The sequence below is a fragment of the Streptomyces sp. NPDC031426 genome, from assembly GCF_055581585.1.
On record NZ_JBVIJE010000002.1, the window covers coordinates 166,525 to 191,422 of the forward strand.

Here is a 24,898-nt window from a genome sequence, read left to right on the forward strand (position 1 = left end):
TGTTCCCGGCTCTTCGCGACGGCACGCGGAGCATGGCCGATTCGCCCGTCCGACACGGCCGTTGGGAAACGGAATTGAACACACCGCACGGCCGGTGCGTACGTACGGCCATCCAGGCGCCCCGATACGAACTGCCCGCAAGCGGCAGGCCCCCGTCCCCAGGAGGTCGAGAAGTTTGAGTCACAAGCGAATGCCCAAGCGCAAGGCGGCGATAGCGGTGGGCGGTGTCGCGGCGCTCGGAGCGGCGGCCCTTCTGCTGCCCAACGCCAACGCGTCCCAGGACAAGAACCAGGCGTCCGGAGCCACCGGCACGGCGAAGACGCTGAAGGCCACACAGGCGTCCAACCTCGCCGCCCAACTGCAGAAGGTCCTCGGTGACGCCGTCGCCGGGTCTTACTTCGACAGCGGCAAGCAGCAACTCGTCGTCAACGTGGTCAGCGGCGACAACAACGTGATCGCGCAGGTGAAGAAGGCGGGCGCGGTCGCGCGCCAGGTGAACAACAGCACCCGCGAGCTCAAGGCCGCCGCCACGACGCTGAAGACCAAGGCGACGATCCCCGGGACGTCCTGGGCCGTGGACCCGCGCACGAACAAGATCCTCGTCACCGCCGACTCCACCGTCACCGGCGCCAAGTGGAACAGACTGCAGTCGACCGTGCAGAGCCTCGGCTCCGGCATGGCAACGCTGCAGAAGTCCGCCGGCACCTTCAAGACCTTCGTCGCGGGCGGCGACGCCATCTTCGCCCAGACCCAGCAGGGCGGTGTCCGCTGCTCCCTCGGCTTCAACGTCACCGCCTCCGACGGCAGCCCCGCCTTCCTGACGGCCGGTCACTGCGGAGTCGCCGCCAAGGACTGGTCCGACTCACAGAACGGCCAGCCCGTCGCCACCGTGGACCAGGCCAAGTTCCCCGGCAACGACTTCTCGCTCGTCAAGTACAACGACAAGACCACTCAGACGTCCAGCACGGTCAACGCCGGCAACGGCCAGACCGTGCAGATCACCCAGGCCGCCGACGCCACCGTCGGCGAGACAGTGTTCCGCATGGGCTCCACCACCGGCCTGCACAACGGCCAGGTCACCGGCCTCGACGCCACCGTCAACTTCGCGAGCGAGACCGTCCCGGGCGGCACCGACACCGTCAACGGCCTCATCCAGACCAACGTCTGCGCCGAGCCCGGCGACAGCGGCGGCTCCCTGTTCACGCAGGACGGCGGCGCCGTCGGCCTCACCTCCGGCGGCAGCGGCGACTGCACCAGCGGCGGCGAGACCTTCTTCCAGCCGGTCACCGCAGCCCTGCAGGCCACCGGCGCGACCCTCGGCAACGGCGCAGGCGCCGCCGGCGGCGCGGGCGACCAGTCCGGATCCGCCGCCCCGTCGGCCTCGGCGGGCGACCAGTCCGGCGCGGGTGACCAGTCCGGCTCCGCGAACCCGTCGGCCTCGGCGAGTGACCCGGCCGGCGCGGGCGGCGACCAGAGCGGCGGCTCGGCCGACCCCTCCGCCTCGGCCGGCGACCAGTCCGGGAACGGCGCGGGCTCCGGCGACCAGTCCGGCAACGGCTCTGCGAACGACGGCTCGTCGTTGACCAGTACACGCTGAGCGCTGCCCTTTCAGGGCGCTGCCCACCCCCATCGCCCCGCCGGTCTCACCCACGGTTCCGGCCGGCGGGGCAACGGTCCGGCCCTCCGGCGGGAGGGCCGGACCGTCATGCGCCGCCGCACGCACGCAGCAACAGCACCGCCACGTCGTCCGCCCGCTCCCGCGCGGCCGCGCCGTGCCGGACCACCTCGTCCGCCAGCTTCTCCAGCGGCTGGTCGCCGGCCTGCGACAGCAGTTCGCCGAGGACGACCAGCGCGTCCTCGATGTCGGTATCGGGCGTCTCCACCAGGCCGTCGGTGTACAGGACGAGCACCGAGCCGGGCGCGAGGGACACCTCGGTCGTCGGATACACCGCGTCCGGGTCGATCCCGAGCAGCGGGCCCCCGGCCAGGTCCAGCACCCGCACCCGTCCGTCCGGCCGTCTGAGCAGCGGCGGCGGATGCCCGGCCCGCGCCATCACGGCCTGCCCGCGTGCCGGGTCCAGCCGCAGATACAGGCAGCTGGCGAACAGCTCGGTGCCGAGGTCGACCAGCAGCCGGTTCGTGCTGCTCATGACCTCGTGCGGGGCCTGCCCGACCGTGGTGTACGCCCGCACTCCGGTGCGGATCTGCCCCATCAGGGCCGCCGCGGTCACGTTGTGCCCCTGGACGTCGCCGATCACCGCGGCCGTGAGCGGCAGCGTCGGTACCAGGTCGTAGAAGTCGCCGCCGATCTCCATGCCGTGGGTGGCCGGCAGATAGCGGGCGGCCGCCTCGATGCCGGGCGGTGGCGCCAGCGAGTTCGGCAGGAGGGCCTGCTGCAGCCCGTGCGCGAGCCGGTGCTTGGCGTCGTAGAGCCGGGCCCGCTCCAGCGCCTGCGCGATCAGGCCGCCCAGGGACGTCAGTACGGCCCGCTCGTCGGCCGGGAAGACATGCGGCTCGGCATACGCGAGCACACAGGTGCCCACCGGCCGCCCTGACGCGATCAGCGGCAGATACGCCCAGGCCGCGAAGCCGTCCGGGGGCTGGTGCCGGCCCGGATACAGCCGTTCCAGCTCCTCCTGGGATTCGAAGAACGCGGGCACCCCGCTGTTCAGCGCCTGGGTGCCCGGGGTCCGCTCGGTCAGCGGCAGCCCGTGGAACCGCTCCACGGTGTGCGGGTCCGGGTAGCCGCGATGTCCCAGCACGTGCAGCCGCCCGCCCTGCGAGCCGAGGATCATCGTCGCCTGGCTGCCGGCCGCCGGCGCCACCTCGTCCCAGACGAGTTGCACCACGTCCTGCACTCCGACCGCCTCGGTCAGCGCGCCCGCGAAGCTCAGGACCTGGGAGATCGTCACCAGCCGGGGCGGGGGCGGCTCCGCCCGCGCCGGCCCGCGCGCCATCTCCGCCACCGCCCTGGCCCGGCTGATCCGCACGCTCAGCCCGGTCGTGCTCGGGTACATCCGGAACGACAGCCACTCGCCCGGCGGGCGCATCGCCACGAACGACGTCGCCTGCTGGCTCATCAGCGCCCCCCGGTAACGGTCCTCGTACATCGGGTCGTTCAGCCAGGGCACCGACGCCCACAGCGGCGTGCCCAGGATCTCCCCGGCCGGCCTGCCGAGCAGCTCGGCCGCGGCCGTGTTGACGAACGCGATCCGGCCGTGCAGATCCAGCGAGACCAGCCCGTACGGCAGTCGGGACACCATCCGTGTCGCCTCCACCGAGCCCAGCGTGTCCGCCACGGCCGTCATCGGCTCCGTCAGCACCTCCGCCCCGCGGTCGAGCGTCCCGTCCTCCCCCGCGGCCCGCTCCAGCCGCAGCGCCAGCCGCTCGCAGGCCGTCCACAGATGGTCCCGCTCCCAGTCGGACAGCTCCGGCGGGTGCGCCCCCGGAAAGGTCACGAACACCGCGCCGTACACCTGCCGCCCGGTCGCCACGGGCAGCGCGGCCAGCGCGAACGGGTACGGCAGCACCACCGCGATCCGCGGATAGCGGCGGACCATCTCCTCCTCGCCGCCCACCCACACCAGCCGCCGCTCGCGCACCGCGTCGGCGACCGGGATCGGTGCGGACCGTCCGACCCGCTCCCACGGCGCCGCGAACGCCCGGGGCATCCCCGCGTGCACCGCCAGCTCCAGGACCGGCTCGTCGGGCCTGAGCAGGTAGAGCCCGCCGGCGTGCGCGTGCACCTCCTGCATCATCGACACCAGCGCAAGCGACAGCACCGGATCGACAGCCGGTGTCCCCTCGGCCGCCGGTGGCGGTACCGGCCCATCGGACACGCCGACCACCTCCTCGTACGGCCGCGTCGCGCATCCTGGGCACAAGATTCCCTCGTGAGGGCGCGCCGCGCACGGCGAGCACTCCGGCCGCGCTCCGGGGGACCACCGGATAAAGCGCCTTCGGATACCCCGTCCGGCCGCAGCCAAGCCCCTGCAGCGGAAGCGCGGGCGGCGTACGGGCGCCTCGCGTGCGCCCCCGCGCACCCTGATGGCCAGATCTCCGCGCCCGCGAACGGTACCGGCCCCCAAGAATGGGCACGCGCCTTCCGCGCCCGGGCCACGGCACGGATCGTGGCGGACCGCGCAGGGCACGAGGCGGCGGACCCCGACGGCACGGGCGGCGGCGAAGAGGAACGGAAGAACGGGCCTACGACGACGATCCGAGGGGGCGGACAGTGATCCGGGTACTTCTGGTGCAGGACGCGTGTCTGGTGCGATCGGTGCTGGCCGAATGGCTGCGGCGGGAACCCGGTCTCGACGTGGACGACACGCCGTGGCGGAGTGCCGTCGCGCGGGTGCGGTCCCTGGCGCCGGACGTGTGCGCGGCGGACATGGACTGTGCCGACGGCCACGGCGTGCCGCCGCTCGGCGAGCTGTGCCCGCCCGGCACCGGCGGCAGACCGCCGGCGCTGGTGGTGCTGGCCCAGGCGGACCGGCCGGGCCTGCTGAAGCGGGCCGCCGAGGCGGGCGCGCTCGGCTTCGTGGACAAGGCGGGCTCACCGGACCGGCTGGTACGCGCGATCCGGTCCGTCGCCAAGAGGGAACGTTTCGTCGATGACTCGCTGGGCTTCGGTTTCCTCAAGGCGGCCCAGATGCCGCTGACCCGACGCGAACTGAGCGTGCTGTCCCTGGCGGCCGGGGGCGCGTCCATCGCGGAGATCGCCGGCAGCCTGCATCTGTCCCACGGGACGGTCCGCAACTACATGGCGTCGATCACCCGTAAGACCGGGGCGCGGAACCGGGTCGACGCCATTCGGATATCACGTGGGGAGGGGTGGGTGTGAGGGGCGGGTCCGGCCGGCGGGGCAGCGGCGCCGGGCCCGTCCAGCGGCCGGCCAGGTCCCGGTACAGCGCCGAGGTGCTGAGCAGCTCCGCGTGGGTGCCGCAGGCGGTGCGCGCGCCGTCCATGACGAGGATCCGGTCGGCGCGGCGGGCGGAGCTGATCCGGTGGGCGACGACGACCAGCGTGCCGCCCGGGCGTGCCGCGAAGGCCCGCTCGGCGCGTGCCTCGGCCGCCGGGTCGAGGTGACAGGTCGCCTCGTCCAGCAGGGCCAGCGGGGCGGGGGAGAGGTAGGCGCGGGCGAGGGCGATGAGCTGGCACTCCCCAGCGGAGAGCTCCGCTGGTTCGACGGGGGTTTCGGGTCCGCCCAGTCGTCTCAGCAGGGGGGTCAGACCGACTGCGTCGGCGGCGGCGAGGAGTTCGGGCTCGGGCACCCGGTCCGAGCGGTGGAGGGTCAGGTTCTCGGCGAGGGTGCCGGTGTGGACGTAGGCCTCCTGCGGGATGAGGACGGGTGGGGAGGACCGGATGGTGCCGTGCTGTGGGGTGAGCAGGCCGGCGATGAGTGCGGTGAGCGTTGACTTGCCGATGCCGCTGGGGCCTACGACGGCCAGGTGGGCGCCGGTGGGGAGGGTGAGGTCGAGGTCGTCGAGGACGGGTTCGCCGGCTTGGCCGTAGGCGAAGGTGACGGAGCTCAGGAACAGGGCGGTGGTGTGTGCGCCTGATGAAGGGGGGAGTGCGGGCGTTGGGCGGGGGCGGGTTGCGTGGGGCTGGTCGCCCCCTGCGGCGGAGCCGCTGAGGAACACGGCCCCGCGCCCCTCAGGGCGATGGACGGTCAGTCGGCGAAGGACCACTGTGAGCCGTGAACCGCTCGTGCCCAGGCCGTGGACCAGGTTGTGCAGAGCAGGCAGCAGGGACTGGGTGACGTAGGCGAGCGCGCCCACCAGGGCGCCTGGGGTGACGCCGTGGCCGAGCAGCCAGGGGGCCGTGAGCAGGAGCAGTACCGCGGGGAGTTCGCCGCCCACCGTCAGGGCGGCCACGCGGGCCACGCTCCAGCGGGACAGGGCGCGGGCGGCCCGGAGTTCCGCGTCGGTGCGCTCGGCGAGGGTGGCGGCGACCCGTTCCTCGGCGCCGGCCGCCGTGACGTCCCGCAGTCCAGGGCAGACGGCGCCCAGCGCCTGCGCCAGCGCCTCGTCGGCGGCGAGGAAGGCCTCCTGACGGCGGGCCAGCGGCCCGAGCGTCACGGCGAACAGGGCCACCCCGGCGAGCAACGGGGGCAGGACCACCGCCAGCAGCAGCGGGGCCAGCGAGAACAGGCCGATCAGGGCGCCGGCGGCGGTGAAGAGGAACGAACGCGACACCATCACCACCCCGGCGAGCGTGTCCCGGGCCAGCTCCACCTGCTGGGTGAGCCCGGACAGCGCACCCGGGTCCGCCTCCCGCACCCCGCGCGCGACCACCGTCGTGACCAGCCGGTCCCGGGCCGGTTCGACCAGCGCCGCGACCACGCCGTACACCCGCCCGGTCCCGTACGCCCCGGCGCACACGGCGAGCCCCGCGGCCCCCAGCCACAGCAGGCCGGCCCGCGCGTTCCCGGCCAGGAACCCGGCGTCCAGCGCCCGGGCGAGGGCGTAGCCGACGAGGAAGGTCTGCCCGGCCTCCAGCACGGACCACGCGCCGAGCCGGACCAGCACCGGCCATCGTGCCCGCAGAAACCGGGATGCCTGGCTGCGCACACGCGCCGGGTCGGCTTCGGCCGGCCCGCGCATCCGGTTGCCGTGCACCCCAGGCGGGCGGTCCTCGTCACGCACGTCCGTCACCTCCCGTTCCCGGCAGTCACCGGGTCGCCGACCGTCGGGTACGTCCGTCGGCCCGCCCCGGCTTTCATCAGCCCCGTGCCTCCGTGCCGGTCTCGTCCCGGAACTCGCCCTCGCCGTCCCCGAACACCGCCCGGTACTCGGCCTCCCGCCACAGCTCCCGGTGTGTCCCGATCGCCCTGACCCGGCCGGCGTCCAGCCAGGCGACCCGGTCCGCGCGGGCCGCCGTCGACGCGCGGTGGGCGATCAGCAGACGGGTGCGGCCCGGGTCGGGGGCCAGCAGGGTCCGGGTGATGCGGTGTTCGGTGACCGTGTCGAGGCTGGACAGGGCGTCGTCCAGGATGAGCAGGCGGCCGCCGTGGGCGAAGGCGCGGGCGAGGCCCAGGCGTTGGGACTCACCGCCCGAGTGCGGGGCGTTGGCGAGGCGGGTGGCGTAGCCGTCGGGGAGGCGCCGTACGAAGTCGTCGGCGTGCGCGCGCCGGGCGGCGCAGCGGACGGCGGCCGGGGTGGCGGCCGTGAGCCCGAAGGCGATCGTGTCCTCGACGGTCGTGCCCAGCAGGGCGGGGCGCTCGAAGGCGTAGGCGACGGCGCGGCGCAGCTCGCCGTGGGCGAGGGCGGCCAGCGGAACGCCGTCGAGCAGGACCTCGCCCGTGTCGGGGTCGGCGAGCCGGCCGGCCACCTCGGCGAGCAGGGACTTGCCGGCGCCGGAGCGGCCGACGACCGCCAGGGTGCTGCCGCCCGGGACGGTCAGGTCGACGCCGTCCAGGACCGTTCGTCCGCCCCGGCGTGCGGTCACCGCCCGCAGCTCCAGCCGCCCGTTGCCCGGCGGCAGGCGGCGGGTGCCGTGTCCGGGCGCGGGCTCGGCGCGCACCTCGGCGAGCCGGCCGGTCGCCGCGCGGGCCCGCGCGAGCGCGGCCAGTTGACCGACCAGCGCGCCGACGCCCGTGGCGAGCACGGCGTACCGGGAGGCGGCCAGCAGCTCGCCCACCGACAGGCGATGCCGGGCCAGCAGCAGCCCGGCCACCGCCAGCACGCCCAGGTTCAGCAGCGGCGCCACGGTGACGGCCCGGGCGGCGGCCCGCCCCTGCACCTGCCACATGCGGTGTCCGGCGCGCGACAGTTCCGGCAGGGGTGCCAGGATCCGGGCCGTCTCACGCTCCTCGGCGCCCGCGGCCCGGATCGTACGGAAACCGCCGACCGCCTCCGCCAGCGCGCCGGCGATCCGGCCCTGCACCCGCTGGTAGTCGGCCACGCACGCCGATGTGTCCCGCGCGAAGGCGCGCAGCAGCAGGGCCAGGACCGGTGCCCCGACGAGGAACACGGCGGCCGGCCACGGGTCGATGAGGCCGAGCGCCACCACGCCCCCGACGGGCCCGGTGAGCGCTGCGAGCAGCGCGGCCAGCGCGCCCGGCGCGGTTCCGGCCTGCGCGGCGTTGCCGACCAGCCGCGCCACCAGATCCCCGGCACCGAACCGGGCCGTCGCGCGCGGGCCGAGCGCCAGGACATGCCCGGTGAGCTGCCGGCGCAGCCATGCGGTGGCGTGCGCGTCGGCGGTGCCGGTGAGCACCCCCGCGCAGCCGTCCAGCAGGGCGAGCAGCAGGACGACCCCGGCGCAGCAGCCGAGCCAGCGGGCCGCCGGGGCGCGGGCCAGCAGCAGGTCCAGGGTGTGGCCGAGCAGGGCGGGCAGCAGCAGGCCCGCCGCGGTGGCGGTGGTGCTCACTGCGCACAGCACGGCACAGCGCGCGCCGCCCTGCCGCAGCACCGCGCGTGACAGGGCACGGCCGGCCGCGGAAGTGGCGCTGCGGGTGCGGGAGTTCATGGGCTGCGGCCTCGCTGGGATCGGACGGCAACGGGAGGGCTCTCGGACGGAGAGGCTCCGGACGGCCCCTCCCGCAGGGGAGGGCGCCGTCCGGAGCCGTGGGCTCACCGGCCCGGTCAGAGGCAGAGCAGAACGCTCGCCGCGGAGACACAGGAGAGCAGGCTCGCGGTGCTCGCGCCGGTGTGGGTGTGCTCCTCGGACTCGAGGGTCTGCAGGTCGAGCAGTGCCATGGCGTTGTCCTTTCCCTGAATCGGGGACGGGGTTGTGTCACGGCTCCGTCGGTGCGGAGCCGCGTGTGCGGGCCGCCGGTGGCGGCGGAAGGAAGGGCAGGTGCGCGGTGCCGGCGTCGTCGCGGGCCGCGGCGAGCGCGAGCAGGCAGCCCGCCGTGCCGGTGGCGAGGTCCATGGAGAGGCGCATCATCTGGTGCCCGGGGAAGGCCAGTTGGCCCTGGTAGTCCATCGCGAACCAGCCCAGCCCCGCGACCTGCTGCTCCAGCCGCTCGCGGCCGGCGCCCGGCGCGGTGCTGCGGGCCAGGTGCAGGATCATTCCGGCACGGCCCTGGAAGAGGCCGGGCTGGGCGTAGAAGCGGGAGGTGGCGGCGGTGAGGATGCCGGACCGGGCGCGCTCGAACTCCGCGCTGTCGGCGTGGGCCAGGAAGTCGTCCAGGACCAGGCCGATCCCCGCACTGCCGTCGCCGAGGTAGGGCAGCGTCCGCCAGCCCTCGTCCACCTCAAGACCGCCGCCCGCCTCCTGGGTCACACAGCAGTCCAGGTCGCGGCGGAGCGCCTCGCCCGCCGCGCCCAGGTAGCCCTCCTCGCCGGTCTCCTCGTACCGCCTGAGGAGGAACAGCGCGGGCCCGCTCGCACCGCGCAACAGCCCGGCGCGCCGGCGCGGGCCGTGCGGGACCGGTTCGGCGAGGCGTCGTACAAGGATCTCGGCGGCCTCCGCGGCGTGTTGCCGTAAGGCCGGCTCGCCCGTCGTGTCCGCGAGCCGGCCGAGGACCAGGCCGAGCCCGGCGAGTCCGCCGTGCAGGTCGGAGGCGAGGCTGCGCCAGTTCTCCCGCAGGATGCCGTCCAGCAGGTCCAACGCCCGCTGCCGGTGGCCGAGTTCGTCGAGGACGAGGGCGACGCCCGCGAGACCGTCGTACAGGCCGAGCGGGGTGCCGGGCGGCGGCGGGGCGGTGTGGTGCAGCAGCCAGCGCTCGCCCTCGTCGTACCGGCCGGCCCCGGATGCCCGGAGGGCGTACAGCACCCCGGCCGCGCCGTGTGCGAGGCCGAGGCCGCCGCCGTCCGCGAACTGGGCGATGTCGCCGGGGAAGAGCCGGTCGTCGCGTTCCGGGGTGGCGGAGGCGAGGATCGCCTTCACCATCGAGTCCCGGCTGTAGGGCCAGTCGCCGGGCACCACCGGGGGCCGGTACGAACTGTGCGCCGTGCTCCGGGTGATCTCCGCGACCGCCTCGTCCAGGAAGGTGCGCGGCACGTCCGGGAACTGCTCGGCGATCACCTCGGCGAGATGCGCCGCCTTGCCGCGGTCCACCACGAACAGCGTGGTCACCGGCAGGAACAGGGCGAGCCGCAGACACGCCAGCGCATAGCGGTCGACGTCCGTGCCGCGGCGGTCCGGCGGGGCGAAGAAGCCGGGGTGGGCGACGGTCTGCCGGGCGTTCTCCTCGGCTGGGGCGGCGGCCTCGAAGTCGATGAGACACACCGACTGTTCGTCGTCGGCCACCATGATGTTGAAGACATGCAGGTCGTTGAAGACCAGCCCGCGCGCGTGCACGGCCGCCACCGCCCGCTCCACCGCCGCGTTGATCCGCAGCGCCCACGCCGTGTACGCGGCGACCGCGGCCGGGTCGGGGTCGGGCGTGAGCAGCGGATGCCGCTCGGCGAAGAAGGAGTTGAGCGTGCGGCCCGCCAACTGGTCCATGACCAGGAACCGGTGCTCGCCGAGCGTGAACCAGTCCCGCACCTCGGGCACCACACCGGTCCCGGCGACCCGCTCCAGCGCCGCCCTCTCCCGCTCCAGCCGGGTCACCGCGTCCGCGCCGTCGGCGGCGAGGCCCGCGTGCGGCCGGGCCTCCTTCAGCACCACCCGGCGCCCGTCCCGCGTGTCGGTGCCGGCGTACACCCCGCCGCCGTTGGAGAAGTGCAGCGCCTTCTCGATGCGGTACGGCAGTTCGCCGACCGTCGTGGTGTTGCGGGCGTCGAGATGCGGCCGCAGGAACTCCGGCAGGCTCACCCACTCGGGCACCTGGAAGGACGGCGCCCGCCGGTCCGGCACCAGCCGGCCCGTGCCGTCGGTCACCGCCGGGACCAGGGAGCCGCGCTCGTCGACGACGTACCGGCGGGCGAAGGCGCCGTAGCGGACGTAGAGCGGACCGTCGTACCAGCGCAGGTCGGTGAGGACGTACGGCCCCTCGAAACCCTCCAGCAGCGCGCCCAGCTCCCGCAGCGTCCGGTGCAGCTGCTCCTCGTCCGCCGGGTAGACCGTGACGAACTTGCCGCTGGTGTCGCGGCCCGCGTACTTGGCGTTGCGCAGGTGCAGCAGGTGCGGGCCCGGCACGAACTTGAACGGGATGCGGCGCGGCACGCAGTAGTCCCACACAAGGGCCGCGATCCGTTCAGCGTTCGCGGCCGTCGCCGAGGAGTGGATCTTCCAGCCCTGCGCCGGAGACGGCAGCGGCGCGCGGTCCGCGCCGAGCGGGGTCAGCGTCAGCCAGTCGCCGGAGCGCGCCGCGTGCCAGCCCTCCGGGACGGTGCGACGCGCCGTCGCGAACAGCGGCGCCGGCTCACCGGCCGCTCCTGGGAGCCGATCGGGCGTGTCGTAGAAATGCCCGTCGGCGAGGGCGTACACCTCGTACCGCTTGTCCATGCGCCTCCCGCCCCTCGTCGTGTGACCGGAACCGACACTCGCAGGAGTCGGGTGGTCGCGGAAAGTCACGTCTGTCACGAGGTCCCCATGCGGAACTCATGGGTCAAGATGTGTTCGGCGGCTTTCGAGCGAACGGGCCCGTCATGACACCCGAGCCTTCACAGGGGCTGCGCGGAAGCCCCACACGCGCTGTAATGGCGAACGTGGTGAGGAGCGAGGGCGCTGCGATCAGCAGAACGAGAACGGAGCGTGCCGAAGCCGCCCTGGACACGCTCACCGCGGCACCCGCCACGCCCGACCGGCTCCGGAGGGTCCTCGAACAGGCGCTGGTGTTCGCCGGGGCGGCCTTCGCCGGGGTCTACACGCCCGGCGACGACCCTGCCCAGCTGCTCCTCGTCGAGTCGGCGGGCCTGCCGCGCACCCTGTACGGGGTCCGCGACGGCTATGCGGCCGCCGGCGGCTCCCCGGTCGCCGAGGCCCACCGCGCCGGACACCCGCTCTGGCTCGGTCCCGAGCAACTCGCCGGCTGCCCCGAGGCACGGCGCACCCCGTCCGCTGACTTCTCCGTGGCCGTACTGCCGCTCGGCCCGGCGGGCGGCGGCTGTCTGCTGGCCGTCAGCGAACACGTCGGCGGCTTCGGCACCGACGACCGCGCCTGCCTGGAACTGGTCGCCCGCGCGATCGCCCCGCCCAGCCCGTCCGCGCCCGCCGAGGAGGGCGGCGAGCTGCCGCCGGACGCCTTCAGCCTCGCCATGGACAGCGGCCGGATCGAGGTCGGCGACGAGATCCTGCGGCTGTTCGGGCTCGCCCGGGACGCCTTCGACGGCCGCGTCGAGACCCTGCTGGCGCTCACCGTCCCCGAGGACCTGCCCGCGCTGATGTCCGTCGTCGAGGCCGACCACATGTCCATCGGCGACCGTGAGCTGGAGTTCCGCATCCTGCAGCCCTCCGGCCCGCCCAAGTGGCTGCGGCTGCGCGGCCGGCAGCTGCCCGCCGGCGAGGGCCGCTCCGCCCGGCTCGTCGGCACCGTCGCCGACGCCTCCACCCTGCGCTCCGACGTCACCGACGTGGCCCGGGTCCAGCGGCTGGCCGCCTCCCTCGCCACCGCCACCACCGTCAAGGACGTCGGCAACGCCGTCGTCGCCGCGCTGCGCGCGCCGCTGAAGGCCGACCGGCTCGCGCTCGCCGAACTGGAGAACGACCGGCTCGTCGTCACCGTCCTCGACCCGCCCGAGCCCGAGTCCTGGCCCGAGGTGTGGCGCACCGAATGGCGCACCGAGTGGCCCGACGCGCCGGTGCGCGCCATGCCCACCCTGGCCGCCGCGCTGCGCGAGGGCCGCTCCCGGATCTGGCCCGCCGGCAGTCCACTGGAGACCGCGCTCGCCGAGGTCGGCCCCGGGGGCCTCGCGGTGCTGCCGCTGCCCGCCGGCGGCCGCATGGCCGGCGCCTGCCTGATCGGCTGGGACCGCCCGCACCACTTCAGCCCCGACGAACGGGCCCTGCTCACCGCCTGCGCGGGCCTGGCCGGCCAGGCCCTGCTGCGCGCCCACGCCTTCGACGCCGAGCACGAACTCGTCGGCATGCTCCAGCGCACCCTGCTGCCGCGCCGGCTGCCCCGGTTGCCCGGCGCGGTCGCCGTCGCCCGGTATCTGCCCACCACCGCCGGACTGGAGGTCGGCGGAGACTGGTACGACGTGATCCCGCTGGCGGACAACCACGTGGCCCTCGTCATCGGTGACGTCCAGGGCCACAACGCGGGCGCCGCCACACTGATGGGCCAGATGCGCACCGCGCTGCGCGCCTACGCGGCCGAGGGACACACGCCCGACGTGGTCGTCGCACACGCCAACCGCCTCCTCCTGGACATGGAGACCGATCTGTTCGCCACCTGCGCCTACGTCGACGTCGACATGGAACAGGGCACCGCCTGGTGCGTACGCGCCGGGCATCTCCAGCCCGTGCTGCGGCACCCGGACGGCACCGCCGAGATCATGCGGGCCGAGGGCGGGCCGCCGCTGGGCGTGCTGGCGCAGGCCGACTTCCCGATGACCCCGCTGCGGCTGCTGCCCGGCACGGTGATCGCGCTGACCACCGACGGCCTGGTGGAGGCGCCGGGCACCGACATCGACGACGGCATGGACCGGCTCGCCGCCCAGCTTGCCGCCGCCGACCCCGAGCACCTCGGGCTGGTCGCCGACGCGCTGCTCGGCGGCGCCCACCGCGGCGACGACGTCGCCCTGCTGCTGATGCGCTACGACGGCCTGGCGGTGCGCCCGCTGCGGGAGAGCTGGACGGTGTGGCGGGTGCCGGAGGCGGTCCGGCACGCCCGCCGCTTCACCCGGCGCACCCTGCGCACCTGGGGCGTCTCGCAGGACACGCTGGACACGGCCCTGCTGGTGGTCTCCGAACTCGTCACCAACGCCCTGGTGCACACCGACGGGCAGGTCCGCCTCGACATGAGCCTGATCAACCACCGGCTGCGGCTCGCCGTCGCCGACGCCTCCCCGCGCAGCCCCGTCAAGCCCACCAGCATCGGCTGGGAGGCCACCGGCGGCCGGGGCATCCTCCTGGTGGAGGCGGTGTCGGCGGCCTGGGGCACGGTCCCGGTCAGCGGCGGCAAACAGGTGTGGGCGGACCTGGTCCCCAGGGACTGACCGTCACGGCGGGGGTTTGCTTGGCCGCGGTCGCCGGCTGCCTGTTGCCGTGGGCTGACTGCTGTCTCGTGGCTGACCGCGACCGTCCGCCATCCTTACCCGCGGCTGACCGCCGACCGTCCCTGCCGTCCCCTGCGCTCCGTCGCGTCGGCCGCCGTCCTTGCCGTTCCCTGCGCTCCGTCGCGTCGGCCGCCGTCCTTGCCGTTCCCTGCGCTCCGTCGCGTCGGCCGCCGTCCTTGCCGTTCCCTGCGCTCCGTCGCGTCGGCTAACCGTAGGCCCCGCGTCCGCCGTCCTCCAGGCCCCGCCCGGGCGCCCCGCCCCGTCGGCTGAACCGACAGCCCCGGTGGTGCCCCTCGTCGCTGACCGCCACACGGGTGCGTTTCGGCAGGTTCGTGAGGCTTGGGGAGGCGCATCGGGAAAGGGGTGCCTAGGGTCGATTGGTGTGGCTCACACCTTCGACGAACTCGTGCAGAAGCAGCGCGCGGCCGACGCGGCCCACGCCACGGTCGACGAACTGCGGGACGCCTACGGCCCGCCGGCCGAGCGGCGGATGACCGGCGCCCAGTCGGGCACGTACGAGACCGCGCTGCGGGCCTGGCGGGACCTGGACCGGGACGTGCAGACCGCGCTGAGCGAGTTCGCCAAGGAGACGGGCCGGCCTCGCCCCGAGGTGGAGGCCGAGGTGGCCCGCGCGGCGGCGGAGCCCGAGGACGCATGAACCGTGCCGGCCGCCGCGCCGAGCGGCTCGTCGACGCAGCCGACGCCCGACTGCCCGTCATCGACGGCGGGCAGCTGCTGCGCAAGGCGTTCCCCGACCACTGGTCCTTCCTGCTCGGCGAACTCGCCCTGTACAGCCTGCTGGTGCTGATCGTGACCGGGGTCTGGCTCACCCTGTTCTTCCAGCCGGAGATGCGCGAGGTCGTCTACAGCGGCCCGTATGTGCCGCTGCAGGGAGTCCGCATGTCGGCCGCCTTCGACTCCACCCTGTACATCAGCTTCGACGTACGCGGCGGACTGCTGATGCGGCAGACCCACCACTGGGCCGCGCTGGTCTTCGTCGCCGCGATCGGCGCGCACCTGCTGCGGATCTTCTTCACCGGCGCCTTCCGCCGGCCGCGCGAGCTGAACTGGGTGATCGGCGTGACCCTGTTCGCGGTCTCGCTGGCCGAGGGCTTCGCCGGTTACTCCCTCCCCGACGACCTGCTCTCCGGCACCGGACTGCGCATCGCGCAGGGCATCATGCTGTCCCTCCCGGTCGTCGGCACCTACGTGGCGTTCTTCGTCTTCGGCGGCCAGTACCCGGCCCACGACATCATCACCCGCCTGTATCCGGTGCACATCCTGCTGCTTCCGGGTGCCCTCCTCGCGCTGGTCGCCGTGCACCTGATGCTGGTGGTATATCTCAAGCACACCCAGTGGCGCGGACCCGGCCACAGCCGGCGCAACGCCGTCGGCAAGCCGTTCTTCCCGCAGTTCACCGGCTCCTCCGGCGGCCTGGCCGTCATCGTCGCCGGCGTACTGGTGCTGATGGGGGGCATCGCCCAGGTCAACCCGGTCTGGAACTACGGCCCCTACCGCCCCGACCAGGTCTCCACCGCTTCCCAGCCGGACTGGTACGTCGGTTTTCTGGAGGGCGCGCTGCGGCTGGTCCCGCCCTGGGAGACGAATGTCGCGGGGCACACCCTCATGTGGAACGTCCTGCTTCCCGCGGTCGTCCTGCCCGGCCTGCTGTTCACCGCCCTGTACGCCTATCCGTTCGTGGAGCAGCGGCTGACGGGGGAGTGGTGGGCCGAGCGGCACCTGTGCGACCGGCCCCGCGAGCGACCGGTGCGCACCGGCCTCGGCGTCGCGGGCACGGTCTGGTATGGCGTGCTGCTGCTGGCCGGCGGCAACGACGTCATCGCCCAGACCTTCCACGTCTCCGTCAACGCCATCACCTGGGTGCTGCGCGTCGCCTTCGTCGTGGCGCCCATCCTCGCCTTCCTGGTCACCCGGTGGCTGTGCCGGGCCCTGACGGCGGCCGAGAACGAGCGGCTGGCCGAGGGCGTGCCCACGGGCGAGATCCGGCAGAGCGTCACCGGCGGCTACGAGACCGCTCACGAGCCCGTGGAGACGTTCCGGCCCGGCGCCCCGCACAGACCCCTCACCGGTGCCCGTACTGGTACACCATCCCGAACACCCCCCGCGCCAGAACGCCCAGACCGATGAGGAACAGCCACAGACCGAAGACCACGCCGGTCGCCGTCAGCGTGAAACCCAGCGCGGTCACGATCGGCCACAGGCTCTCGTCGGGGAAGAACGCCACCGGCCCGGCCGCGTCCGCCACCTCCGCCTCGGTACGGTCCTGGGCCCGGGTGCCCCGGCGCCGGTACTGGATCAGGCAGAAGAACGCGACCAGCGCGGCCATCCCGCACGCCACGACGAGCACCGCGGTGCCCGTCTCGTCCTGCGACCACACCCCGTACAGCGCCGCGGATCCGCCGAAGAACGCCGCGACCCCGCCGAACAGCATCGCCTCCGCCTTCATCGCGCCAGCTCCTCTCCGGCCGGGCTCTCGATCTCCGGGTGGTGCAGGTCGAAGGCGGGGGACTCGGAGCGGATCCGGGGCAGCGCCACGAAGTTGTGCCGCGGCGGCGGACAGGAGGTCGCCCACTCCAGGCCGCGTCCCCAGCCCCACGGGTCGTCCAGGGTGACCTTCTCGCCCTTGGTGGCGGTGCGCCACACGTTGTAGAGGAACGGCAGGGTGGAGACGCCCAGCAGGAACGCGCCCGCCGACGACAGGGAGTTGAGCAGGGTGAAGCCGTCCTCGGGCAGATAGTCCGCGTACCGGCGGGGCATGCCGGCCTCGCCGAGCCAGTGCTGCACCAGGAAGGTCAGCTGGAACGCCGGGAACAGCAGCCAGAAGTGCACCTTCCCGAGCCGCTCGTCCAGCATCTTGCCGGTGAACTTCGGCCACCAGAAGTAGAAGCCGGCGAACATCGCGAACACCACCGTGCCGAACAGCACATAGTGCAGGTGCGCCACGATGAAGTAGGTGTCGGTCAGATGGAAGTCCAGCGGCGGCGAGGCGATCAGCACCCCGCTCAGCCCGCCCAGCAGGAACGACACCAGAAAGCCCAACGACCACAGCATCGGCGTCTCGAACGACACCGAGCCGTGCCACATCGTGCCGATCCACGCGAAGAACTTGATGCCCGTGGGCACCGCGATCAGGAACGACATGATGGAGAAGAACGGCAGCAGCACCGCTCCGGTGGCGAACATGTGGTGCGCCCACACCACCGCCGACAGCATGGTGATCGCGATCGTGGCTCCGATCATCGGCAGATAGCCGAACAGCGGCTTGCGTGAGAACACCGGAATGATCTCCGAGACGATCCCGAAGAACGGCAGTGCCACGATGTAGACCTCGGGATGCCCGAAGAACCAGAACAGGTGCTGCCACAACAGCGCACCCCCATTCGCCGCGTCGAAGACGTGCGCCCCGAACTTGCGGTCCGCCTCCAGCACCAGCAGCGCCGCCGTGAGCACCGGGAACGCGGGCAGGATCAGGATCGAGGTGAACAGCACGTTCCAGGTGAAGATCGGCATCCGGAACATCGTCAGGCCCGGCGCGCGCAGGCACAGGATCGTGGCGATGAAGTTCACCGCGGTGAGTGTCGTCGACACACCCGCGACCACCAGCCCCATGGCCCACAGGTCGCCGCCCGCACCGGGGGAGAAGTAGGCGCTGTTCAGCGGCGCGTAGGCGAACCAGCCGAACGCCGCCGCCCCGCCGGGCACCAGGAAGCCGGAGACCACCATCAGGCCGCCGAACAGGTACATCCAGTACGACAGCGCGTTCAGTCGCGGGAAGGCCAGGTCGGGCGCGCCGATCTGCAGCGGCATCACGGCGTTGGCGAACCCGGCGAACATCGGGGTCGCGAACAGCAGCATCATGATCGTGCCATGGACGGTGAAGAACTGGTTGTAGCCGTGCTCGCTCAGGAACTGCAGACCCGGCCGGGCCAGTTCAGCGCGCATCCCGAGGGCGAGCAGCCCCGCGAGCAGGAAGAAGCAGAACGCCGTGACCATGTAGAGCCGGCCGATCACTTTGTGGTCGGCGGTGGAGACCCAGCGCAGCAGGGCCCGGCCGGGACGCGGCGCGGGTGCCGTGTAGCGCGCCACGACCTCGGGAGTGTCCGACATTTCCGGTAGTTCCGTCATCGCGGGTGACGCTACTCCCCGTGACCTGCGGCCTCCCGTGCGCCACGCCCTCGCGGCCGGGGTCGTATCCGCCGCTCGGCCGGGTACCCGAGCGCCATGAACTCCGCCATGTACACAGCCGCGACAGCCGCCACCGGCGCCCGGGTGTTCGGGTACGTCCTCATCCTGCTCGCCGGGGTCGTCTGTGTCGCCGGACTGCTCTGGGCCTTCCGGCTCGGATTCCAGGTGCGCCGACGCGAACCGGCCCCGCCGCGGCCCGAGGAGCAGCCCCGCATGCCGCCGTCCGGACCCGTCCACGAGGCCCATGAGATGCGCGAACCCGACGAGGTGCCCCGGGCCGCGGACGACAGCGAGCGGCTCACCCCCTACCAGATCGGCAATGTCCGCTCCCGGCGCGCCGACGACCAGCGCCGCCCGCGCTGGTCGCCCGGTTCCAGCGGATCCTTCGGCGGCGGAGGCGGCGGCCGGACCTGAGCCGGCACGGCGTTTGCGGGCGCGGTCCGGCGGGGACCCGGTCGGGCACAGTTCGCACACGGACTGCCGCCTGGGGCCGGCGCACCGGTCCCGCCCGGCGTACGACGCAGAAGGAAGATGGACGACGTGACCGCGCCCGCGCATCCCAGTGACAAACCCGCACTGCCCTACGCCGAGACCGGCTGGGCGAAGGCTCGCCGACACCGTGACCGGGGAGTACGGACCTGTCTCCCGGCCGTCCTGGACCGCCGCAGCGCGCCGCGGCAGGGCGCGGCCGGCACGTACGACAACATCGTGCGGGGCGAGGACTGAGCCAGTCGTAAGGCTGGTGCTCTCCGGCGGCTCCGGGACCCGGCTGCGGCCGATCATCCACACCTCGGCGAAACAGCTGGTACCGGTGGCGAACAAGCCAGTGCCGTTCCAGGCCTGGGATCCATCGCCGATGCCGGGATCACCGAGACCCCAGGACAGGAACGACCCCTCGGCCTCGCGCACGCGGTCCTGATCGCCCGGGACTTCCTCGGCGACGACGACTTCGTGATGTGGGCGACAACTTCGTCGTCGGCGGGATCAGCCCGCTGGTCGAGGAGTTCCGCCAGAACCGGCCCGACGCCCAGATCCTGCCCACGCGCGTCACCGACCCGCGCGCCTTCACCGCCTACGGCCGCACCAAGCTCGCCGGGGAGCCTGCCGTACTCGCCGAACTCCCCGACGATTCGGCCGTGTTGCGCACCGCCTGACTGTACGGCGTGCACGGCCGGAACTTCGTGCGCACCATGCGGGAGCTGAAGGCGGCCCGGATCGCCGACCTGGGCGCCACGGACGGGCACGGTGTCTTCCACGCCACCAGCTCCGGCGAGGCCGGCTGGTACGAGCTGGCGCGCGAGGCGTTCCGGCTCGCCGGCGTCGACCCGGACCGGGTGCGCCGTACCGGCAGCCGGGCCTTCGACCGGTCCGGCACCGCTCAGCCGCTGATCTCGCCCCCGCACCGTCAGCCGCTGAACTCCCCTGAACGCAGCCGCCGGTAGTGGGCGGAGCAGTCCGCGTACGTGGGCAGCAGCCCGGACCGCTCCGCCTCGGCCAGCGAGGGCGCCTCGGCGTCCTTGGGCGACAGCACCGGCTCGATGCCCTCCGGCCAGGCGATGCCCAGCGCCGGATCGAGCGGGTGCACCCCGTGCTCGCGCTTCGGCGCGTACCCGGTCGAGCACAGGTACACCACCGTGGCGTCGTCGGTGAGTGCCATGAAGGCGTGCCCGAGCCCCTCGGCGAGGAACACCGCGCGCCGGGTGTCCTCGTCCAGCCGTACGGCCTCCCACTGTGCGTAGGTGGGGGAGCCGACGCGGATGTCCACGACCACGTCGAGGACGGCTCCGCGCACACAGGTGACGTACTTGGCCTGCCCAGGCGGCACGTCGGCGAAGTGAATGCCGCGCAGCACGCCCCGCCGGGACACCGAGCAGTTGGCCTGGGCGAGGCCGAGGTCATGGCCGGTGGCCTCGCGGAACTCCGCGCCCCGGTACCACTCGTGGAAGCTTCCCCGCTCGTCCGGGAACACCTGGGGCTCCAGCACCCAGGCGTCCCCCATCCCCAGTTGCCGCACGCCGTCATGCCTTCCGTGTCGTCGTGGTCGTCCGCGTCCCCGGCACGCCGCCGAGCAGGCGCCGTGCCCTGCGCAGCAGCCGGCGCAGCATACCGGGCGGCGACGGGCGGACCACCGCCACGGCACCCGGCGCGCGGCCCACCCGCAGCAGCAGGGGCAGCTTCAGGATGGGTCCGCCGGCCAGGCGCAGTTCCGTGCGCCACAGGGCGCCCCGCAGTTCACGCAGCGGCAGATCGGCCGCCAGCAGCGCGTGGACGCCGTCGGCGGGCGTGAGCACGGCCGGCCTGTCGACCGTCCGGCCGGAGGCACCGGCCAGCCGGACGGTCACCTCCGTGCTGTCGGGCACGTACAGCGGCAGCGCGACGGTCAGTGTCTCGGCGTCGGAGACCGCCGCGTCCGCCGGAGTGAGCCGGTGCAGGCCGAGGGACTTCACGGCCCGGTCCACGTCCAGGGACAGGTTGCGGTACTGCTTCGTCCAGTACGGCAGGACGACCCGGCCCGCGACGATCCCGGCCGGCGGCAGCGCGAACTCCTGCGCGGGGGCCGGGCCGAGCCGGCACTCCTTGGTCCAGCCGCCCAGCCCGACCCGCACGTACAGGTCCCACAGACCGCCGCCGAGCGGGTCGCCGCCGGCCGCCGTGGCGGGGTCGACGGTGGCCGTGGCGCGCAGCACCAGCCGGGTGCCGCCGTCCTCGGCCGGGATGCGCTCGCGGGTGAGCTCCACCGGCTGGAAGAACGCGGCCGCGGTGGCCCGGTCACGCACGATCAGATCGACGGTGGCGGCGTCGAAACCGTTCCCGGCGGCCGCGGCCAGCCAGGACGCGGCCTCGGCGAGATCGCGGGGCGTGCCGTCCGCCGGGGGCGCGGGGGCGTCCGCGGGGACGGTCAGCGGGCCCTGCGCGGTGGTGTACTCGGCGGCGAGGTCGAGACGCAGGGCGCCGTCCTGCCAGGCGACACCGGCCGGGACGGCGCGGAGCCGCACCCCGGCCTCCCGTTCGGCGTAGGCGACCAGGTCGTCGTAGCGGTTCTCGCGGATCAGCGCGGCGACGATCCGCTGGGCGGGGCGCAGCCCGGGTGCGACCCCGGGGCCGAAGCGCTCGACGACGACCGCGTGCATCTCCTCGAGCAGCTCGCGCCGGTAGTCGTCGGGCAGCGCTAGCAGGCGGTGCCCGCTCATCCGCTCGACGATCTCCACCCGCAGCCAGCGGCGCAGCAGCTTGTCGCGCAGCGGGCCCGGCTCGGTGTACCGCTCGACCACGTCGAGGGCCTCGCGGAGGTTCTGGAAGTAGCCGGCCGGCTCGAAGCGCTGGAAGCCGGCGTTGGAGGCGTCGTCGCGTTTGAGGTGGTAGTAGCAGACGTAGTCGCTCAGCACCGAGACGTTGTCCGCGCGCAGATATGCCTCCGCGACGAAGACGTGGTCCTCCAGGCGCCGCCGGCCCTCCTGGAAGCGCAGCCCGGTGCGGTCCAGGAAAGAGCGCCGGAGCATCTTGTGCGGGGTGAGGCTGTCGATCAGGGGCGCGTTCTCGACCGTGGCGTGCGGGTGGTTGCGGCGGAACAGCTCCACCGGCACCGCCCGGCCCTTCCCGGCCATCTTGCCCACGATCACATCGGCCTTGTTCGCGACCCCGTAGTCGTACATCCGCTCCAGGGCCTCGTCGCCGAGTCGGTCGTCGTTGTCGACGAACATCACGAACTCGCCGCGGGAGGCCTCGATGCCCACGTTGCGGGGCTTGCCGGACCAGCCGGAGTTCTCCTGACGGATGACGCGTAGGTGCGGATGCTCGGCGGCGAGCGCGTCCAGGCGGGCCGGGGTGGCGTCGGTGGAGCCGTCGTCCACGAAGATCACTTCATAGGCGTCGGGAGGCAGCGACTGGCGCAGCAGCGAGGTGATGCAGTCCTCGATGTACGGCCCCGGGTTGTACACGGGGACGATGACGCTGACCTTGACCGGCATCCGGCTCCAAGCCCCCTCAGTTCGCTTGCCGTTGCCTCCTTGGCACGGTGAGCGTGGCCGAATGCTAACCCGGCCCCTTGGCGCGGAGTGCAGGCATCCCACGGCAAGGGGCCGAGCCGCTCGGGTCAGGCGTGGGTCTTGGCGAGCAGCTCCAGGATCTCGGCGGTGGTGCCGCTCTCGCCGAGCCGCGGGAAGATCCGCTCCACGCTGTTCGTGTGCGCCTCGGCGTCGGCGTCGGCCATCGCGTCGGTGGCGAGGGTGACGTGGTAGCCGTGGGCGTAGGCGTCGCGGGCGGTGGACTCCACGCCGATGCTGGTGGCGATGCCGGTCAGCACGATCTGGGTGACGCCGCGGCGGCGCAGCTGGACGTCCAGGTCGGTGCCGTGGAAGGCGCTCCAGTTGTGCTTGGTGACGCGGATGTCGCCGGGGTGGCCGGACAGTTCCTCGACGACGACGTCCCAGCCCTCGGGGAAGGCGAGGCCGCGCGCCTGGCGCTCGGTGCGGCCGGGGACGGCGTCGGCCCAGTCGGGCGCGAAGGAGACCCGGACCAGGATCACGGGCAGGTTCCGGGACCGGAAGGCCTCGGCCAGTTCGGCCGTGCGCGAGACGACGTCCGAGGCCGCGTGCGGCTGGACGGGCATGCCCACGATGCCGTTCTGCAGGTCGATCGCGACGAGGGCGGTACGGGGGTCGAGCGTGGTGAGCGACATGAGTCGGTCAGGCCTTTCCGATGGTCAGGGGGGTGGTGCCCAGCCGGCCGAGGGACCGGTCCGGCAGGGTCGTCGCCAGCAGCAGCACGGAGCCGGCGAGCATGAACAGGGCCAGGCTGTGCAGCCCGGCCGTGTCGGCGCGGTGCGGGTAGAACCCCGCGGTGGCGGCGGACGCGCCCAGCGCGCCGAGGTAACTGAAGGTCCGCAGCAGCCCGGCCGCGGAGGCGATCCGCTCCGGATCGGCCTGCCGGTACAGGGCGTTCTGCGTGGCCAGCCCGATCAGTCCCTGCGGGATGCCGAGCAGCGTGCCGACCGCGAGCAGCAGCCACGGCGCGCTGTCGGCACGCACGAGGAGCAGCAGGGCGCAGCCCGCGACCTGGAGTGCGGAGCCGACGATCAGCTTGCCGCGCACCGCCTCCCGGCGTCCGGTGAGCGAGGACACGATCAGCGCGGACACCGACAGCGGCAGCAGCACGAGCCCCGCGGTGGAGGCGCCGAGCCCGCGCCCCTGCTCCAGCCACTGCGGGTAGCCGTACATGAAGGCGTAGGAGGTGGTGTAGGTGAGCAACTGCCGTAGGTAGGTGGCGAGTTGCGGGCCGTTGCCGCCGAGAACGCGCAGGTCGATGAACGGGTCGGGCACCCGCAGCTCGCGCACGGCGAAACCGGCGGCGGCGACGGCCGACAGCACCGGCAGCCACCAGCGGTCGGCGCGCGGTTGCATCAGGAACAGCATCAGCGCGACCAGCAGCAGCGTGAACAGCGCCATGCCGGGCAGGTCCACGGCTCGCCGCCGGGTCCCGGACCGGGGCAGCCGCAGGGTGCCGAGCACCAGGCAGACCGCCGAGAGCGGCACGTTGACCGTGAACACGGCGCGCCAGCCGCCCAGGCCGATCAGCAGGCCGCCGAGCGCGGGCCCGACGACGGCCACCGTCTGGTTGGCGACGGCCAGCGCGGCCAGCACCCCGGCCGGGCCGTCCTGCCCCGTGCGCTCGGCCTCGCCGCGGATCAGCCGCATGGCCGCCGGGTACGCCGCCGACGTCCCGAAGCCCAGCAGGACCCGCGCAGCGACGAGCGCGCCCAGCGAGGGTGCGAGCGCGCCGAGCAGACCGGCCACACCGACCAGGGCCGTACCGGCGAGATAGAGCCTGCGCGGGCCGTACATGTCCACCAGGCGGCCAATGACCGGCTGTCCGACGGCCGTGGCCAGATAGAGCGCCGAGACCAGCCAGGCGGTCTGGGCGGGCGGGGCTCCGAAGGCGACGCCGATCGGCACCAGGGCGACGGCGATCATCGAGGAGTTGACCGGGTTGAGGACCGAGCCGAACAGCATCGGCGGGATCAGCCGGCGGTCGAATCCGGCGGGGGCGGGGCGGGTGGCCTTCCCGGCGTGTCCGGTGAGCCTCGGTGTCACGGCTGCGACAGCCGTTCCATCAGCTCCAGTGCCGTCAGGACGGTCTGCCGTTCCTCCTCCGTGTAGCGGTCCTGGAAGGCGCGGGCCAGCCACTCCTCGCGGACCTGGCGGTTGCCCTCGATACGGGCCCGCCCGGCGTCGGTCAGGGTGACCAGCTGGCGCCGGCCGTCCTCGGGGTCGGGGGCGCGCCGGATCAGACCGTGCTGGTCCAGTGCGGCCAGCGTGGTCGCCATCGACTGCGGGCGCACCCCCTCGGCGGCGGCGAGCGCGCTGGCCGTGGCGGCGCCGTGCTTGCCGACCAGCGTGAGCGCCGACTCCTGTGAGGGGCTGAGGTCGGTGTTCTGTGCGACCTCGCGGATACGGCGCCGCAGCCGGCTGAACACCACGCGCAGATCGCGCGCGGCGCGGGCGGCGGAGTCGGAGATGTCAGCCATGCCGCCAGCCTAGGACCGACAGCTGAAACTGTCCAGTTCAACCTGTCCAGTTCTATCTGCTCAGTTTTCCTGTTCAGCTTTCCTGTTCAGTTTTGCCTGGCGATTTGTCGGG

Annotated in this window: 19 protein-coding genes and 1 pseudogene; 8 read left to right on the forward strand and 12 right to left on the reverse strand. The window is 73.5% G+C overall.

What is annotated here, in order from left to right; genetic code table 11:
• The first annotated feature begins 175 nt into the window (after positions 1-175).
• Positions 176-1,597: a S1 family peptidase gene (locus ACZ5NH_RS03805; protein WP_468772832.1), complete on the forward strand. Its 1,422-nt coding sequence runs from the start codon at positions 176-178 to the stop codon at positions 1,595-1,597.
• A gap of 106 nt (positions 1,598-1,703) precedes the next feature.
• Here ACZ5NH_RS03805 and ACZ5NH_RS03810 read toward each other — a convergent pair whose 3' ends face one another.
• Entirely contained in the window at positions 1,704-3,848 is a 2,145-nt protein-coding gene (locus tag ACZ5NH_RS03810) for a PP2C family protein-serine/threonine phosphatase (RefSeq protein ID WP_468772833.1), read from the reverse strand.
• Between the two features lie 386 nt (positions 3,849-4,234).
• Between ACZ5NH_RS03810 and ACZ5NH_RS03815 the strand changes: the two genes are divergently transcribed.
• Positions 4,235-4,843 (forward strand): LuxR C-terminal-related transcriptional regulator, encoded by a 609-nt coding sequence (locus tag ACZ5NH_RS03815; RefSeq protein WP_468772834.1) that lies wholly within the window; start codon positions 4,235-4,237, stop codon positions 4,841-4,843.
• On the opposite strand, the gene ACZ5NH_RS03820 is transcribed toward ACZ5NH_RS03815, so the two are convergent.
• The 4 genes from ACZ5NH_RS03820 to lanKC all read right to left on the reverse strand — a co-directional run bounded on the left by ACZ5NH_RS03820 (position 4,773) and on the right by lanKC (position 11,343).
• Positions 4,773-6,605: an ATP-binding cassette domain-containing protein gene (locus ACZ5NH_RS03820; protein ID WP_468773080.1), complete on the reverse strand. Its 1,833-nt coding sequence runs from the start codon at positions 6,603-6,605 to the stop codon at positions 4,773-4,775. The two genes, ACZ5NH_RS03815 and ACZ5NH_RS03820, sit on opposite strands and share 71 nt — an antisense overlap.
• 118 nt (positions 6,606-6,723) lie before the next feature.
• Entirely contained in the window at positions 6,724-8,472 is a 1,749-nt protein-coding gene (locus ACZ5NH_RS03825; RefSeq protein ID WP_468772835.1) for an ABC transporter ATP-binding protein, read from the reverse strand.
• A 116-nt stretch (positions 8,473-8,588) separates the two neighbouring features.
• The gene (locus ACZ5NH_RS03830) at positions 8,589-8,702 is read right to left on the reverse strand and encodes a SapB/AmfS family lanthipeptide (protein ID WP_055704589.1); all 114 of its coding nucleotides are present in this window, start codon (positions 8,700-8,702) and stop codon (positions 8,589-8,591) included.
• A gap of 37 nt (positions 8,703-8,739) precedes the next feature.
• Complete coding sequence (gene lanKC, locus ACZ5NH_RS03835; protein ID WP_468772836.1) at positions 8,740-11,343, reverse strand: class III lanthionine synthetase LanKC; 2,604 nt, start codon at positions 11,341-11,343, stop codon at positions 8,740-8,742.
• Between the two features lie 194 nt (positions 11,344-11,537).
• Here lanKC and ACZ5NH_RS03840 point away from each other — a divergent pair, with 194 nt between their 5' ends.
• From ACZ5NH_RS03840 to qcrB, 3 genes are all read left to right on the forward strand, one after another.
• Positions 11,538-13,997, forward strand: a complete 2,460-nt coding sequence (locus tag ACZ5NH_RS03840; protein WP_468772837.1) for a SpoIIE family protein phosphatase — start codon at positions 11,538-11,540, stop codon at positions 13,995-13,997.
• 442 nt (positions 13,998-14,439) lie between these two features.
• Positions 14,440-14,715, forward strand: coding sequence for a hypothetical protein (locus ACZ5NH_RS03845; protein WP_399174229.1), 276 nt, complete (start codon positions 14,440-14,442; stop codon positions 14,713-14,715).
• Complete coding sequence (gene qcrB, locus ACZ5NH_RS03850) at positions 14,712-16,205, forward strand: cytochrome bc1 complex cytochrome b subunit (RefSeq protein ID WP_468772838.1); 1,494 nt, start codon at positions 14,712-14,714, stop codon at positions 16,203-16,205. Before ACZ5NH_RS03845 ends, qcrB begins: the two co-directional genes overlap by 4 nt.
• Here qcrB and ctaF read toward each other — a convergent pair.
• Both ctaF and ctaD read right to left on the reverse strand, forming a co-directional pair.
• Positions 16,141-16,524, reverse strand: coding sequence for an aa3-type cytochrome oxidase subunit IV (ctaF, locus tag ACZ5NH_RS03855; protein WP_468772839.1), 384 nt, complete (start codon positions 16,522-16,524; stop codon positions 16,141-16,143). The genes qcrB and ctaF overlap by 65 nt on opposite strands.
• A complete protein-coding gene (gene ctaD / locus ACZ5NH_RS03860; RefSeq protein WP_388625958.1) occupies positions 16,521-18,185 on the reverse strand; it encodes an aa3-type cytochrome oxidase subunit I in 1,665 nt (554 codons plus the stop codon). The genes ctaF and ctaD overlap by 4 nt, the downstream gene beginning before the upstream one ends.
• 114 nt (positions 18,186-18,299) lie before the next feature.
• Between ctaD and ACZ5NH_RS03865 the strand changes: the two genes are divergently transcribed.
• The 3 genes and pseudogenes from ACZ5NH_RS03865 to ACZ5NH_RS03875 form a co-directional block, all read left to right on the forward strand.
• Positions 18,300-18,677, forward strand: coding sequence for a DUF6479 family protein (locus ACZ5NH_RS03865; RefSeq protein ID WP_388625404.1), 378 nt, complete (start codon positions 18,300-18,302; stop codon positions 18,675-18,677).
• A gap of 117 nt (positions 18,678-18,794) precedes the next feature.
• The gene (locus tag ACZ5NH_RS03870; RefSeq protein WP_468772840.1) at positions 18,795-18,989 is read left to right on the forward strand and encodes a hypothetical protein; all 195 of its coding nucleotides are present in this window, start codon (positions 18,795-18,797) and stop codon (positions 18,987-18,989) included.
• Between the two features lie 13 nt (positions 18,990-19,002).
• Positions 19,003-19,630 (forward strand): annotated as a pseudogene (locus ACZ5NH_RS03875) (sugar nucleotide-binding protein); the annotation flags it as partial.
• 38 nt (positions 19,631-19,668) lie between these two features.
• Here ACZ5NH_RS03875 and rfbC read toward each other — a convergent pair.
• The 5 genes from rfbC to ACZ5NH_RS03900 form a co-directional block, all read right to left on the reverse strand.
• Complete coding sequence (gene rfbC, locus ACZ5NH_RS03880; protein WP_468772841.1) at positions 19,669-20,277, reverse strand: dTDP-4-dehydrorhamnose 3,5-epimerase; 609 nt, start codon at positions 20,275-20,277, stop codon at positions 19,669-19,671.
• Between the two features lie 4 nt (positions 20,278-20,281).
• Positions 20,282-22,231 (reverse strand): glycosyltransferase family 2 protein, encoded by a 1,950-nt coding sequence (locus tag ACZ5NH_RS03885; protein WP_468772842.1) that lies wholly within the window; start codon positions 22,229-22,231, stop codon positions 20,282-20,284.
• Between the two features lie 125 nt (positions 22,232-22,356).
• Entirely contained in the window at positions 22,357-22,941 is a 585-nt protein-coding gene (locus ACZ5NH_RS03890) for a hydrolase (protein ID WP_388625418.1), read from the reverse strand.
• Positions 22,942-22,948: 7 nt separating this feature from the next.
• On the reverse strand, positions 22,949-24,352 hold the full coding sequence (locus ACZ5NH_RS03895) for an MFS transporter (protein WP_468772843.1): 1,404 nt from the start codon (positions 24,350-24,352) through the stop codon (positions 22,949-22,951).
• Positions 24,349-24,786, reverse strand: coding sequence for a MarR family winged helix-turn-helix transcriptional regulator (locus ACZ5NH_RS03900; protein WP_450983635.1), 438 nt, complete (start codon positions 24,784-24,786; stop codon positions 24,349-24,351). Before ACZ5NH_RS03900 ends, ACZ5NH_RS03895 begins: the two co-directional genes overlap by 4 nt.
• Between the last annotated feature and the right edge of the window lie 112 nt (positions 24,787-24,898).